Source organism: Streptomyces sp. NPDC107765, from assembly GCF_055657085.1.
The window spans coordinates 232,118-246,149 of record NZ_JBVKBL010000001.1; the positions used below are offsets into that span (position 1 = coordinate 232,118).

A 14,032-nucleotide genomic window follows, 5' to 3' on the forward strand; every position below is an offset into this window, starting at 1 on the left:
GGAGTCATCCCTTCGAGGTGGAGAGAAGTTCGACATTGCCGTCGAACTGCCACAGCGGGTTCGGGGCGTCCCCCTCCGGGGTCCGCACCAGGAAGTAGCCGTTGACTTCCTTCGGCCCATCGCCATCAGCCATGAACCGCCCGTCCGGGGTCACGTCGAGCTGATAGATGGCCTGCCCGGCGGTCTGGACGCCGGGGAGATGCCAGGAGACGACGCAGCGCCAGTCGTTGCCCGGCCCCTGCGCGGCGACCTGGAGGCTGCCCTTGTCGCACGTCGCCGTGGCTCTCAGCCGGTCCTCGGTGACGGCGGGCCGGTGGAGCTGCTCGGTCTGCATGCGGTACAGGTGGGCGAATGCCGTGGCGACCGAGCTCTGCACCTTCTCCTGCCCGATCCCGGAGCCGGTCGCCGTGGTCGTGAGCGACGTGGTGAGGACCCCCACCGTCACGGCGACCAGCCCGGTCAGCGGCAGCACTCCGAACGTGATCGCGCGGCGCCCCGAGCCGTCATCACTGAGGTTGGTGAAGTCGCGCCGCAGGAACAGCAGATAGGCCAGCGCTGTCGCCAGCACGGCCCACGCCAGGCTGACACCGATGCCGATCAGGAGCGGGGCGAGCTGGGCCGGGCCGGTGAACAGACCGTTCCAGGCGATGAAGGCGTAGCTGGGCAGGGCGAGGCGCACGGCGACGGGCAGCGGCATCATCTGGGCGAGCTGCATCGCGAGGGCGACGAGCACGGGCAGCAGCAGTCCCATCGGGGAGCGCCCCAGCGCGACGGACCCGAGCAGTCCGATTCCGGCGAGGGCGAGGGTCGGAGCGAGGACGCAGACCCAGGCGAGCAGGACTTTGACGGCGGCGTCCGCCGGCGTCAGCAGGTGGCCGTCGAGGCCGACCAGCGGCTGGTTGCCGACCGCCACGACGCCACCGGCCGCGCTGGAACAGGCCAGTCCGGCCACGAGCAGCAGGAGGACGGTGAGGCTGGCGAACGCCTTCGCGGCGAAGATCCGCCTGGGCGACCGGACCGCCACGAGCAGGTGGCGCCAGGTGCCGAGCCGGTCCTCGGCGGCGAACACGTCGCCGGTGACCAGCGAGGTCAGCAGCGGCAGCGCCCAGGTGCCCGCGAAACCGAGCACCACCAGCGGCCCGGCCCATCCCGTGGCGTGCATCCAGCGGCCGAAAAGGGTGTCGACGGGGAGCGTGCTCTGTTGGCTCACCGCGGCGACGAAGAGCGCCGGCGCGATCCAACAGGCAAGAACCAGCAGGCGGATCCGCCACTGCGAGACCAGTTTGACCAGCTCGAAGCGGTAGCAACGCGCCACCGAGGCGCGGCGGGCACCGGCACCGTGGGGCTCGGCCTGGGCCTGGGCGTGGGTGAGGGGCGCGGTCATCGTCCGGCCTCCTCAGGCTCGGTGAGGGCGAGGAACGCTGCTTCGAGCGGCGACACCAGGGGGGAGAGCTCCCGTACCGCGACGCCCGCCCGCACCAGCCGCACCACCAGTTCGTCGAGGGCAGGCACCAGCGCGCGGACGATGAGCGCCTGCGCGTCGTGCCGTGCCCCGGCGTCCTCGACGAGGCGGATCCCGGCCGTCCCGGCCGCCAGTTGGCGGGCGGCGGGCGCATCGGAGGTGCGTATCCGGTAGTCGAGTTCCTGCTCCTCGGCGGCCAGCTTGCCGAGCGGCCCGGAGAAGACGACCCGTCCGGTGGCGAGGAGGGTGACGTCGGAGCACAGGGCCTCGACGTCGTCCATGCGGTGACTGGAGAGCACGACGCCGGTGCCGTCCGCCGCGAGCCGGGTCAGGACACCGTGCACGTGCTTTTTGCCGGCCGGGTCCAGCCCGTTGGACGGCTCGTCAAGCACAAGCAGCCGGGGCTTGCTGAGCAACGCCGCGGCCAGCCCCAGCCGTTGTCGCATGCCGAGGGAGAAGCCGCGGGCCCGATCGTCGGCGACATCGGTGAGCCCGACCTGCGCAAGCGCGTCGTCGATCGCCGTCGTCCGCGTGTCGTCGCCGCGGAGAGCGGCGAGCGCGGCGAGGTTCTGCCGGGCGGTGAGCGAGGGGTAGAGACCGGGGCCGTCCACGAAGCCCGCGACACCGTCGGGAGCGTCGGGCGTCCGCCCGACCGGTGTACCCAGGATGTCGAGGCTGCCGCTGTCGGCGACGGCCAGACCCAGCAGAAGGCCGAGCAAGGTCGTCTTGCCGGCACCGTTCGGTCCGACCAGGCCGTGGATCTGCCCCTGCGTCACCTCCAGGTCGACGCCGTCGAGCGCGACGACATCGCCGAACGACTTGGTGATCCCGCGAGCCCGGACTGCGAGGAGTGCGTCCATGAGTCCCTTCCTTCGAGAGCCTCAAGGACGGTAGAGGCCGTCCCCAACGATGACCAGGAGCAGTCAGTTGAATGCTCATGGAACGGTTGACGACCGGCATGCACCGCGACGATGCCCGGGCGGGCGCCGAGGAGCGCCGGGGTGTCGGGGTGCGGTGCGTGGTCGACGGCGCGAGCGTGGACGAACTGGCCGGGACGGCAAGGCCCCAGCGGTCGGCTAGGGGCAAAGGGAAAGGCAAGGAGAGTTCTCTCCTTGCCACTCTCAACGTATAGCGCACTGGGGGGCTTGCGGCAAGACCCGGGGGGCAGCGCAGAATCATCGGCCGAGGCCACACAACCTGCGGAAATGAGGGGCACGACGTGCGTGTGTTGTTGTCGACGTACGGGGGACGCGGTGACGTCGAATCAGTGGGGGGACCGGCAGCGCGGTTGCGGTTGCGGGTGCACGGCACGGAGGAGGTAGCCCGATGACTGAGCAGTACGTGCGGGATCTTTGGGACATTGACGAGACGCAGGTCGCGGTCGTGGGCGGCAAGGGCGCGCACCTGGGCGGGCTGTCGAGGATCGAAGGCGTCCGCGTGCCGGGTGGGTTCTGCGTGACGACGGACGCCTTCCGGCGGGTCATGGCGGAAGCGCCGTCGGTCCACGAGCGGCTCGACCAGTTGGCGCGCGTGAATCCGGACGACCGGGAGGCGATCCGCACGCTCAGCGCGCAGATTCGCCGGACCATCGAAGGGATTGCCCTTCCGGGCGATCTCGCGGCGGCGATCACCCGCGCACTCGCCCGGTTCGGCGAGCAAGCCGCCTACGCCGTCCGGTCCAGCGCGACGGCAGAGGACCTGCCGACGGCCTCGTTCGCCGGCCAGCAGGACACGTACCTGAACGTCGTGGGGCCGACGGCGGTCCTCCAGCACGTCAGCCGGTGCTGGGCCTCGCTGTTCACCGAGCGGGCCGTGACCTACCGCCAGCAAAACGGTATCGACCACCGTACGGTCCACATGGCCGTGGTCGTACAGCAGATGGTCTTCCCGCAGGCGGCCGGCATCCTGTTCACGGCTGACCCCGTCTCGGGCAACCGGCAGGTCGCCACCGTGGACGCCGGCTTCGGCCTCGGCGAGGCCCTGGTCTCCGGTCTGGTGAACCCGGACGTCTTCAAGGTGCGTAACGGCGAGGTCGTCGCCAAGACGATCGCCGCCAAACAGCGTGCCGTGCACGCCCTGCCGGCCGGCGGTACGCAGGAAGTGGCGATCGACGCACAGCGGCAGGAGCAGCCGGCGCTGACGGATGCACAGGTCGTGCGGCTCGTGCAGCTCGGGCGTCGGATCGAAGCGCACTTCGGCCGCCCGCAGGACATCGAATGGTGCCTGGTCGACGGGGGCTTCCAGATCGTTCAGAGCCGGCCGATCACGACGCTGTTTCCCCTCCCCGAGACCGGCGACCAGGAGAATCACGTCTACGTCTCCGTCGGTCATGGGCAGATGATGACCGACCCCATGAAGCCCTTGGGGCTTTCCATGTGGCAGCTGACGGCCATGGTGCCGATGCACGAGGCCGGCGGGAGGCTGTTCGTCGACGTCACCCGGCGCCTGGCCTCGCCCGCGAGCCGCGCCGGCCTCCTGGACGTCCTGGGGAGAGGCGATCCGCTGATCAGGGACGCGCTGGAGACCGTCCTCGACCGCGACGATTTCGTCCCGTCGCTCCCGGACGCCCCTCCCGGCAGGCCGCAGTCCGGCGGGCCGCCGGCCGGCGGTGCGTCCGCGCCGATCGAGACGGATCCGGCCATCGTCACCGAGCTGATCGAGCGCAGCCGAGCCTCCATCGCCGCCCTGGAGCGCGACATCCGGACGAAGACCGGACCGGCGTTGTTCGACTTCCTGCGGGAGGCCTTCGAGGAGCACAAGCGAGTCCTCAGTGATCCGCTGAGCCTTCAGGCGATCATGGCGGGGATGGAGGCCACGTGGTGGCTCAACGACACGCTGCAGGAGTGGCTGGGCGAGAAGAACGCGGCCGACACGCTCACGCTGTCCGCCCCCGACAACGTCACGTCGGAGATGGGACTGGCGCTGCTCGACGTCGCTGACGTGATCCGCCCGCACCCGGAGGTGGTGGAGTTCCTGCAGGGCGTCGAGGACGTCGAGGACGACGCCTTCCTGGACGAGCTGGCGAAGCGCGCGGGCGGGACCGAAGCACGCGACGCCATCGAGGGCTACCTCGACCGGTACGGCATGCGCTGCGTCGGCGAGATCGACATCACCAGGCCGCGTTGGCGCGAGCGCCCCACCACGCTCGTGCCCGTGATCCTCGACAACGTCAGGAACTTCGCACCGGGCGCCGCCGTGCGGCGCTTCGAGGAAGGCCGGCAGAAGGCGCAGACGAAGGAACAGGACGTGCTGTCACGCTTGCGGGCCCTGCCGGACGGGGACCGGAAAGCCGACGAGACCAAGCGGATGATCGACCGGGTCCGCACCTTCATCGGGTACCGGGAGTACCCCAAGTACGGCATCGTCAGCCGCTACTTCCTCTACAAGCAGGCCCTGCTGCAGGAGGCCGAGCGCCTCGTGCAGGCAGGTGTGCTTCCTGAGAAGGAGGACGTCTTCTACCTCACGTTCCAGGAGTTCCACGACGCCGTGCGCTCGCACCAGGTGGATGACCAGCTCATCCAGCAGCGCAAGGACGCGTTCCGGTCGTACCACGCGCTCACACCGCCCCGGGTGCTCACCTCGGACGGCGAGGCCGTCACCGGGTCGTACCGGCGCGACGACGTGCCGGCCGGCGCCCTGATCGGCCTGCCGGTCTCCGCCGGGACCGTCGAGGGAAGGGCCCGCGTCATCCTCGACATGGCGGAGGCCGATCTCGAAGCGGGTGACATCCTGGTCACGACCTTCACGGATCCCAGTTGGTCGCCGCTGTTCGTCGGAGCCGCGGGCCTGGTGACGGAGGTGGGCGGCCTGATGACCCATGGCGCGGTGATCGCCCGGGAGTACGGCCTGCCGGCCGTCGTGGGCGTGGAACGGGCCACCCGGCTGATCCGGGACGGGCAGCGGATCCGCGTGCACGGAACGGACGGGTACATCGAGATCCTGACGTGACCGACCACACCAGGAGCGCGGCGCCGGAGTCGGCCCGGGAGGCGAGAAACTAGGATCGCCTCTCATGCGGATCGTCCGGATCGCGCTCCTGGTGGTGGGAGCGATCGTCGCGCCCTTCTTCGGGTTCGTTCTGGGCGCGATGGCCGCCGCCGTCCTCACAAGGCCGCTGACCGGTGACCCGGCCATCGTGGACACGGCGATCCCGCTGGCGGGCATCGCCGGAACTGCTGCCGCGGTCATCGGCTGGACCAGACTGCTGCGCCTCGCGCATTACCGGCACCTGCGACGGCTGCGCCGCTGCGGCCCGGCCGTACAGGGCCGGGTCGTCGCGGCGCGCACCTCGTTCGCCAAGAACCCGCGAGGTCCGGGCCACTGGACGGTGCGGCTCGTGGTGGCTTGGCCGGATCCCCTCAACGGGCGCCCACACGAGGCGAGCAAGGTCTTCCGGTTCTCCGGGCAGAACGGCGAAGACGCCCACGCCTTCCAGCGTCGCCACCCCGCCGAGTCGTCGATCGGCGTACTGCCCGGCCGGCGACGGGGGTTCTTGCTCGACGTCCCGGAACTGCCTGCCTGGTGGGATCGCTGGTAGCACCCGTTCCGGCCCGATCGAGCCGCAAGGACTCAGCGATCACCGTCCCGACGACGGCCGCCGCCCTGCGGCCGTGTCGACGCCGGAAGCGAGCGCCACACCGTTCCCACGACATGCGCGGCCGCGAAGTAGCCCCGATGGCGGGAGTCGAAACTGGCCCCCGGATTGTCGCCGAGCAGGACCAGTTGCCCGCGGGGCACGCACCGCTCGGGAACGCCGGCCAGCGCGGCCACCCGGTCGCGGGGCACGGGGTCCCCGGGCACCGCGGCCACCCGCTTGATCAGCAGCGCCGGGCCCGGCACCGCGCGGGCCGGGGCGGCGGGTGGCGGGGCGGGGGCCGGGCAGGGGTCCGGGGCGTTGGTCTGCTCCCGGCGTCGAGCCCTTTCGAGCCCTGGCCGCCCGGCGCCGCGACCGCTTCTGGATCCGCAGCGAACGCCGGCACCGCTGGGGCCGACCCCGGATGCAAGCAGCGACGCTGCCGGCGGCCCGGCGGCCCTTCGCGGCGGCCCCGAGGCAACCAGAAGGCGCGTGCCTCTCACAGGGGCACGCGCCAACCGGGGTTCACGCCACGTCAGTTGCTCAGTTGCTCAGTGTGAGTGCTCAGTGCTCGGTGCTCAGTGCTCGGTGCTCAGTTGTAGACATAGAGGTCGAACTTGCCGTCCGGCCGGGGCACGCATGTCCACCGCTGGGCCGAGTTCCGGCCGTCCGCCTTGCAGGCCGACAGGCTGCGGTAGGTACCGACGTAGATCCCGCCCGCGGCTGACGTACTGCTCGCTGTCGTGCCGTTCGACGAGGACGAGGGCGCTGCCTGCGCTGTGGCAGCAGCTCCGCCGATCAGCAGGGTGGCTCCCATCGCGGCACTGGTGATCCATATTCGGGTACGCATGATGTCCCCTCACGGTCGAAGTGTTGTGGGCAGTCGCCATCCTCGCCAGGGCAGCCAAGACGAGGGAACCGTTCGACCGTCCGGGACATGTCCGGGACAGCCCGGCCGTTGTCCGGCCTGGTCAGCGGGGTGTCTGGGCCGTGCTTCGGACAGCTCGGCCCGGGCCCGCGCCAAGGGGCCCCTGCCGGGCTCGCGGAACTACCCGGCAAGGGCTCGCGTCGACTTCTTCGTCCAGTGGCCTTCGCCAGGCTTGCGGTGCCGGCCGTCGGCTAGTCCGCGGAGGCCACGACCTCTCCGGCCGAGACCTGCGGTGGGTTGGGCAGCAGCGTCGCGAGGTTGTTGTCCCGTACGAATTCCGCTGCCTTGGAGACCGATTGTTCGGCGCCGGCCTGGTCGCGGAAGACGCTGGTCGAGACCATCACGCCGTTCCCGGCGTCGACCCAGTAGTAGGCCACGAAGCCGGGGATTTGGCGCACGAGCGGTACGAACCCTTCCTTGACCTGGCGTGCCGCCTCGCCTGGATCGGTCACCCCTTCGTACCGCCGGACTGCTACGTACATGGCCGATCTCCTCGTGGGGTTCAAGGGGCGTGCTTGCTGCAACGCCGTACCCCTTGCGGCGGCTGCCTCCTCGTAAGGAGTCCGGGAGATCACCTGAAGGGCCGTCCTTGGTCATCCGAACGGCCCGCCGGCGCGATGGGGTCGCGGTCCTCGGGAGGGCGGGGCGGTGCCCGGCCGGTGCCCGAGGACTGTCGTTTGCGTGGGGGTGGGCGTACTGACGATCCGTCCAGAGAGTGGTCCTTTACTAGGCATATCCAAGACGTGTGCTATGAAATCCCTGACATTGCATGGCGCGTGGGGGTTGCATGACATCTTTTGAAGGTCGTCTTCTGGGTCGTGCGGCGGAGTTGGCGGAGCTGTCCAGGTTGGCGGAGTCCACGCTCGCGGGGGAAGGTCGGGCCGGATTCGTCGTGGGTGAGGCCGGTCTCGGGAAGACCGCGGTGCTTGAGCAGGCCGCCGCGGACGCACGGCGTTTGGGCATACGGGTGCTGTACGGCCGTGCCCAGCGCCTGGCCCGGCCGTGCCCGTTCGCCTTCATCTCAAGCTGCTTGAGGATCGAGGAGTCCCCCTCGGACGACCGGCGGGCGGAGGCCGCCGAGGTCCTGCGGGGCGATGCCCGCTATGGTCTGCCGGGCGCGAGGAGCGAGGCGGCGGGGGCGTACGCCGCGACGATCGAGGCGATGGTCGGGCTGGTCGAGGACTTGTGCGCGCAGGGCCCTCTGGCGCTGTTCCTCGACGACCTCCAGTGGGCCGATGCGGCGAGTGTGGCGGTGCTGCACAAGCTGGTGCGGTCGGTGCACCAACTGCCGCTGCTGGTGGTGGGCGCCCACCGGCCGCTGCCCGGAGCGGGGGACGTCGACCGCCTGTCACGAAACCGGATCACCGGCAACCACACCCTGCTGGAACTGGCACCACTGGATGCGCAAGCCGTGGCGACCCTGCTGAGAAAGCTGTGCGGCCGGGAGGTCGGCCCGCGGCTGCGGCGCATGGCCGAGGGAGCTGCCGGAAACCCGCTGTACCTCACGGAGTTGATCGCCGCGTTGCAGCGCGAGCACGCCATCGAGACCGGCGCCGACTCGATGGCGGACATCGCGGCCGGCTGTTCGCTGCCGCCGCTGACCGCTCTGGTGACCCACCGGCTTCGGTACCTGCGTGAGGACGTGCTGCAGATGCTGCGCATCGTCGCCGTACTGGGCGCCAGTTGCACCACGGCCGAACTCGCAGCGGTCGCGGACATCCCGACACGCGACCTGCTGACCATCATGGCGGAGGCCGAGGCATCCGGAGTACTGACGGACTCCGGCCCGTTCCTGGGCTTTCGCCACGAACTGATCCGGCACGCGCTGTACGACGCCGTGCCGGGACCGCTGCGGGCCATGCTGCACACGCGAGCGGCACAGTGTCTTGCCGAATCCGGGGCGGCGCCCGAACGCGTCGCCGAGCACCTGCTCAACGGGGTGCCGAGCCCGGATTTCCTGATCAGGTGGCTGGAGGGAGCCGCGGCACGGCTCACCACCCGGGCACCAGCCATGGCGCTGCGGCTGATCACCACGGCGCTGGAACTCGGCGATCCCACGGATGCCGGGTACGGCAATCTCCCACTGCACCACGCCGTGGCACAGCTGTCCGCCGGTCACCTCGCCGAAGCGGAGGAAAGCGCCCGCTCCGCACTGGCCAAGGCACCGGAACCCGGTCCGGAATGCTTGCTGCGCTGGATCGTCATCCAGGCCGCGTTCGCCCGCGGCCGACCCGATCTGGCACTGGCAGAGGCACGGGCCGGATGCCGGAGCCCGGACATACCGGCGATCGAGAGGGTCCGGCTCCAGGCATTCAGCGCGGTGTGTCTCTTCGCGCTGGGCGACCTCACCGAAGCCGGGGCGGTCGCCTCACGTGCCCGATGCCTCGCCGACGAGGCCGGTGACGGTTCCGCCCTGGCCAGCGCCCTGCACGTACTGGCCGCCAAGCGCTTTCTCGAAACACCGGACGCAGAAGCGGTCGAACTGGCCCGGCAGGCCTCCCGCCTCACACCCGACACGATGCACCCGGCCCAGTGGCTGGGGCTGCAACTCTCCCTGGGCAACTGCTACATCGACCTCGACCTCGGCCAGGACGCCCGGCAGACCCTCGCCGCCGTACGAAGACCGGCGGAGCGCACCGGAGGGGTTTTCCTGCCCTGGTACCACCTGTCCTGCGCGCTGCTCGCCTTCCACTCGGGGCGCTGGGACGATGCGCTGGCGGAGGTCGCAGCAGGTCTCGATTACGGAGGCCAGGTCGCCTCGATGAGCCGGGCACTGCGGGCGGTGTCAGCGATGATCGCCGTGCACAGAGGCCGGCGCCCCGATGCCGAAGCACACCTGAAGGCCACGCTGCCCGAGATCGACAACGTGACGGTAGCCGCCTTCTACGAGTATCTGCCGCTGTGCGCGGGCGCCCTTCTGGACGAGGCGCAGGGCGATGCCGAGCGCGCGTACCTCCGGCTTGCCGAGGCGTTCGACAAGGGCGTCGGCCACCTGCCCGGCCGGCTGATCCTGGGCTTCCTGACACCCGATCTGGTCCGACTGGCCCTGGCCCGGGGGCATCACGAGAACGCACGACGATACGCCGCCGCCGCGCAGCAGCGCGCCGAGCACAGCGGCGGCCTCTACCACCTCGGTGACGCCTACCGTTGCCAGGGCCTGCTGAACGAGGACCCCGACCTGCTCATGGAAGCGGTCCGCTGCTACCGCAACGCTCCGCGGCCCCTCAACGCGGCACACACCTGTACCGATGCGGCGGAAATACTGGCCCGCCGAGGGCGACCGGACGAGGCCCGTCTCCTGCTCGATCAGGCGCTGGACACGTACACGCAGCTGGGCGCGGTCTGGGACGTGACACAGGCGACGTCCCGGCTGCGAGCGGTCGCCGTCCGCCGGGGCTCCCACCGGGCCCGGACCGGCGTCCGCGACGGCTGGCAGGCACTCACCCATACGGAACGACTGGTTGCGGAGCATGTGGCCGAAGGGTGTTCCAATCCCGAGATCGCGGCTCGGCTGTGCATCGCGCGAAGCACCGTCAGCACCCATGTGTCCAGCATCCTCAGGAAGCTGGCGATGACCTCGCGGGTCGAGATCGCCGCGGAGGTGACCCGCCGGCAGAATTCCGGCCAGTCACCCACGTAGGCGTCTGGCGCCGACCGGTGCTGGGTGCGGCGGGCCGACGCGGTGTTCCCCGGCTCCGTACGCGGAGGCCGGGGAACTGTCCGACGGTGCGCCGTCAGACATCGACGTGCAGTGCTCTTCAGCCCGGCGCTGGTTACCGGTTGTCGACGCACTCCTTGGCGAGGCTGTCGCTCGTGCACAGCACCAGGTTGCTGCTGAGCCCGTCGGTGCCGTCGACGGCGGGGACGGTGGCGGTGCCCTCGCCGGACCAGGTGTCACCGAGGTCGTTGGTGAACGTCCACTTACCCGTCACCGTCTTCATCAGCTGGCCTCGCATCGCCCAGCTGTAGTTGTTCGGCTTCACGGATATCTTGTTGGCATCGCTCACGGTGTCGGTCTGCGTCCAGGAATGCTCGTAGCGTGCGCTGATCGCGGTGCTGACCTTGGCCGTGACGATTTCCACGTTGATCCCGACCTCGCTGGTGACGGTGAGGGAGGTGCCCACCGTGTTGGTCTGGGACGAGGTCTGCGTCCAGGTGATGGTCCGGTCAGCGGGATCGGTGCTGTTGTTCCACACGTTGGAGCTGACCCGATGCAGGTTCCCCACGGACGCCACGCTGTCGCCGGTGATGTCGTAGTCACACGACTTGATGATGCTGGAACCGTTGCTGCACTGCTTCAGCGCGTACGCGGTGGCCAGATCCGAGAGGGTGGGACCCGTGTAACCCGGGCTGGGCGTCGGGCCGATCGTCCATTCCTGGTTGCTGCCGCGGTTGCAGCCGGAGATGCCGACTGTCGTACCGTCGTTACTGCTTCCCCCGAACACATCCATGCACTTGTCGGTGTTGACGTTGCGGATCAGGTAGTAACCGCCGCCACCGGCCGAGGGCTGCAGGTACCAGTTCTGCTTGCTGTTCTTCTGGTCGCAGTACACCGGCTCGACGAGATGGTTGTTGTCGGTGTTGAAGTCCAGGCACTTCTGCGTCTTGTCGTTGCGGATCAGGAAGCTACCGTCACCGTTGGGCACGATGCTCCAGCTCGCGATCGGCGACTTGTTGATGACGATTTCGGTTCCGTAGTCCGACGAGTCCTTCGCCAGGTCCAAGGACGCCGCAAGGCCGTCCGCCTGGGGCAGGCGCGGTGATAGGGACAGGCCCGCCAGAGTGGGGGTGTCCGCGTGGGCCGTTCCGGTGGTGAGCGGCGACACTGAGGTGGCGAGCGTGGCGAGGGCAACCGCGGCGAATGCGGCCATCGTCCGCCGCACCGACCCGTGGGGGGTCGACTCGGTGATCATGGTTGGTCTGTTCTCCTTCGGCAGTTCTTGCCTGTGAGGCGGGTTCGATGACCAGCCTTTTCACCGCAGCAATGCCTTCCGGACAGGAGAGGAACCCCCACCCGCGGCTGAGGCTCGCTGCGGCGGTGCCAACGTACGAGGGCCCACGCGGTGTTACATCCTTCAACTGACGGAGGGTTTTCGGAACTTGTGCCCGCGGCCCGCCCGGGGTGGCCTGGCCGGCCGAGCCCCTCGCGATCGCCGGTGTTGCGGCCGATCGCGAGGCCCGGTCACGCGACCAAGCCTTCGAGGCCCCTTACCTTGTCGCCCGCGTGTGCGGTGTTCAGCCAGGTCACGGGCCGTTCCGGGTGCCGGGGCCCCCACTCCCCCGCGACGCGCAGCGGGTAGCCGAACCCGAGACCGGAAGCTCGGGTGAGGAGAGGAATGCTGAGGAGAACGGGCCAGCTGCTTCAGATTTCCGGACCCCCGAGCCACTGACTGGCAGCCCGCTCAAACGCTTCCCGATCAGGATTGCGCTCACCTGCCCACGCGACCACGCCGTCGGGCCGGACGAGCACGGCCCCCAGTCCGAGGTCGTTCCTCGCCGGACCGGCTACATACCGCAGCCGACTCCCCCAGCCCGTCGCTGAACCATGCAGGCACCGGTCGGCGCTGAAATCCAGCGCGACGCCCCGTCCGTCCCGCATCAGATCGCCGAGCCGAGTGCCGTCTTCGAGGCGAAGGTCCGGGGCGCTGCGGCCGACCAGGGGATGCTCGCTACCGAGGTCGTAACGGATGGAGGCTCCCGAGATCCTCTCGAACATGTAGGTCGTTCCGTCACGGGTCCCGATCAGGTCGCGCATCACTCCTTGCACCGCCCGTCCATGCGGGTCCGGCCGCATGGCCGCCACCTGGGCGCGCGACCAGTCGAGCACCTTTGCGCCGATCGGATGGCGCTCGCGGGTGTAGGTGTCGAGCAGCCCGTCCGGCGCGTATCCGTGCACGGTCGCCGCGAGCTTCCATCCCAGGTTCATGGCGTCGCCGATGCCGGTGTTGAGTCCCTGCCCGCCAAGGGGCGAGTGGATGTGAGCGGCGTCGCCCGCGAGCAGGACGCGTCCCCGTCGGTAGGTCGTCGTCTGCATCGCCCGATCGGTGAAGCTCGATGCGAGATGCACCTCGCTCAGCGTCACCTCGGTGCCGGATACCCGGCGCAGAACCGCCTGGAGATGGTCACGAGTCGGCTGCTGCGATCGGTCGAACGCGCCGCCGTCGAAGTCCATCATCGCGATGTGCCCTTCCGAGGGCCGGAGGTACATGCCCGTCGGCGTCAGGTGGATCCCGGAGCGCAGCTTCTCGGAATCGGCGACGGTGGCGTGCATGGTGTAACCGGTGAACTGCGGCTTGGTGCCGACGAATTCGAATCCAGCGAGCCCACGCACCACACTGCGTCCGCCATCACAGCCGACGACCCAGCGCGCCGCGTACTCGTGCCCGCCGGCTCGCGCGACCGCGACCTCATCGTTCTGGGCGATGGCGGAGACCGTGGCGCCGTGCCTGATTTCCACGCCGAGCCGAGAGGCCTGCTCGGACAGCAGCGTCTCGACCGCTTCGAGGTAGGTCAGCATGCTCTCCATCGCCGGGCCGGGAAGCCGGTACGGCAGGGCGGCGACGTCGACCTGGGCCGGATCGAGCACCATGCCGGCGAAATGGCCCACGCCACGGAGGGCGAACGGTTCGTGCGCATCGGGATCCGCGCCGGAGTCGGCGGGGGCACCCGATGCAGCCCGCAACTGGTGCAACATCCCGCGGCGGTAGAACGCCTCGACCGACGCGGCGGACAGGCCCCGCATCCCGAGCGGCTTCGCCTTGAACGGAGAGCGGGGCTCCGACTCCCGCTCAAGCACCAGGACAGAACAACCAGCGAGCCCAAGCTCGCAGGCAAGGAACAAACCAACCGGGCCAGCGCCCACGATCACTACGTCATGCACGAGAGAGATACCTTTCCCAACCCACAGCCGGGTGGACACCCGGCAGGACCTCTCGAAAGGTGCCAGTCACCACCGACACCGGACCGACAGTCCCCGATATGCCACCAACACCCCAGCGACAGCCCCCGACAAGCCGCCGACACCGCGGCTCCGCCGCTCGTTCCTTCCAAACACGTCAAGGGCCGTGCC

Annotated in this window: 10 protein-coding genes; 3 read left to right on the forward strand and 7 right to left on the reverse strand. The window is 69.7% G+C overall.

Features of this window, described 5'->3' with window-relative positions; translation table 11 throughout:
* Positions 1 to 4 precede the first annotated feature (4 nt).
* The gene (locus ACZ7MX_RS01130) at positions 5 to 1,384 is read right to left on the reverse strand and encodes an ABC transporter permease (protein WP_472128083.1); all 1,380 of its coding nucleotides are present in this window, start codon (positions 1,382 to 1,384) and stop codon (positions 5 to 7) included.
* On the reverse strand, positions 1,381 to 2,322 hold the full coding sequence (locus ACZ7MX_RS01135) for an ABC transporter ATP-binding protein (RefSeq protein ID WP_472128085.1): 942 nt from the start codon (positions 2,320 to 2,322) through the stop codon (positions 1,381 to 1,383). The genes ACZ7MX_RS01130 and ACZ7MX_RS01135 overlap by 4 nt, the downstream gene beginning before the upstream one ends.
* 466 nt (positions 2,323 to 2,788) lie before the next feature.
* Between ACZ7MX_RS01135 and rph the strand changes: the two genes are divergently transcribed.
* Together rph and ACZ7MX_RS01145 are read left to right on the forward strand one after the other, a co-directional pair.
* On the forward strand, positions 2,789 to 5,410 hold the full coding sequence (rph, locus tag ACZ7MX_RS01140; protein ID WP_472128087.1) for a rifamycin-inactivating phosphotransferase: 2,622 nt from the start codon (positions 2,789 to 2,791) through the stop codon (positions 5,408 to 5,410).
* A gap of 64 nt (positions 5,411 to 5,474) precedes the next feature.
* Entirely contained in the window at positions 5,475 to 5,999 is a 525-nt protein-coding gene (locus tag ACZ7MX_RS01145; protein WP_472128089.1) for a hypothetical protein, read from the forward strand.
* Between the two features lie 32 nt (positions 6,000 to 6,031).
* Here the strand turns inward: ACZ7MX_RS01145 and ACZ7MX_RS01150 are convergent, their stop codons facing one another.
* From ACZ7MX_RS01150 to ACZ7MX_RS01160, 3 genes are all read right to left on the reverse strand, one after another.
* Complete coding sequence (locus tag ACZ7MX_RS01150) at positions 6,032 to 6,301, reverse strand: S26 family signal peptidase (protein WP_472128091.1); 270 nt, start codon at positions 6,299 to 6,301, stop codon at positions 6,032 to 6,034.
* A 326-nt stretch (positions 6,302 to 6,627) separates the two neighbouring features.
* The gene (locus ACZ7MX_RS01155) at positions 6,628 to 6,885 is read right to left on the reverse strand and encodes a hypothetical protein (RefSeq protein WP_472128093.1); all 258 of its coding nucleotides are present in this window, start codon (positions 6,883 to 6,885) and stop codon (positions 6,628 to 6,630) included.
* 269 nt (positions 6,886 to 7,154) lie between these two features.
* On the reverse strand, positions 7,155 to 7,445 hold the full coding sequence (locus ACZ7MX_RS01160; RefSeq protein WP_472128095.1) for a hypothetical protein: 291 nt from the start codon (positions 7,443 to 7,445) through the stop codon (positions 7,155 to 7,157).
* Positions 7,446 to 7,750: 305 nt separating this feature from the next.
* Here ACZ7MX_RS01160 and ACZ7MX_RS01165 point away from each other — a divergent pair, with 305 nt between their 5' ends.
* Positions 7,751 to 10,603, forward strand: coding sequence for a helix-turn-helix transcriptional regulator (locus ACZ7MX_RS01165; RefSeq protein WP_472128097.1), 2,853 nt, complete (start codon positions 7,751 to 7,753; stop codon positions 10,601 to 10,603).
* 133 nt (positions 10,604 to 10,736) lie between these two features.
* Here ACZ7MX_RS01165 and ACZ7MX_RS01170 read toward each other — a convergent pair whose 3' ends face one another.
* Both ACZ7MX_RS01170 and ACZ7MX_RS01175 read right to left on the reverse strand, forming a co-directional pair.
* Entirely contained in the window at positions 10,737 to 11,876 is a 1,140-nt protein-coding gene (locus ACZ7MX_RS01170; protein ID WP_472128099.1) for a ricin-type beta-trefoil lectin domain protein, read from the reverse strand.
* Positions 11,877 to 12,325: 449 nt separating this feature from the next.
* Complete coding sequence (locus ACZ7MX_RS01175; RefSeq protein ID WP_472128101.1) at positions 12,326 to 13,843, reverse strand: FAD-dependent oxidoreductase; 1,518 nt, start codon at positions 13,841 to 13,843, stop codon at positions 12,326 to 12,328.
* Positions 13,844 to 14,032 lie beyond the last annotated feature (189 nt).

Bases quoted from the DNA above. Each gene is read 5' to 3' on its own strand.
- ACZ7MX_RS01130 (WP_472128083.1), bottom strand. From the start codon at position 1,384: ATGACCGCGCCCCTCACCCACGCCCAGGCCCAGGCCGAGCCCCACGGT.
- ACZ7MX_RS01135 (WP_472128085.1), bottom strand. From the start codon at position 2,322: ATGGACGCACTCCTCGCAGTCCGGGCTCGCGGGATCACCAAGTCGTTC.
- rph (WP_472128087.1), top strand. From the start codon at position 2,789: ATGACTGAGCAGTACGTGCGGGATCTTTGGGACATTGACGAGACGCAG.
- ACZ7MX_RS01155 (WP_472128093.1), bottom strand. From the start codon at position 6,885: ATGCGTACCCGAATATGGATCACCAGTGCCGCGATGGGAGCCACCCTG.
- ACZ7MX_RS01145 (WP_472128089.1), top strand. From the start codon at position 5,475: ATGCGGATCGTCCGGATCGCGCTCCTGGTGGTGGGAGCGATCGTCGCG.
- ACZ7MX_RS01160 (WP_472128095.1), bottom strand. From the start codon at position 7,445: ATGTACGTAGCAGTCCGGCGGTACGAAGGGGTGACCGATCCAGGCGAG.
- ACZ7MX_RS01165 (WP_472128097.1), top strand. From the start codon at position 7,751: ATGACATCTTTTGAAGGTCGTCTTCTGGGTCGTGCGGCGGAGTTGGCG.
- ACZ7MX_RS01170 (WP_472128099.1), bottom strand. From the start codon at position 11,876: ATGATCACCGAGTCGACCCCCCACGGGTCGGTGCGGCGGACGATGGCC.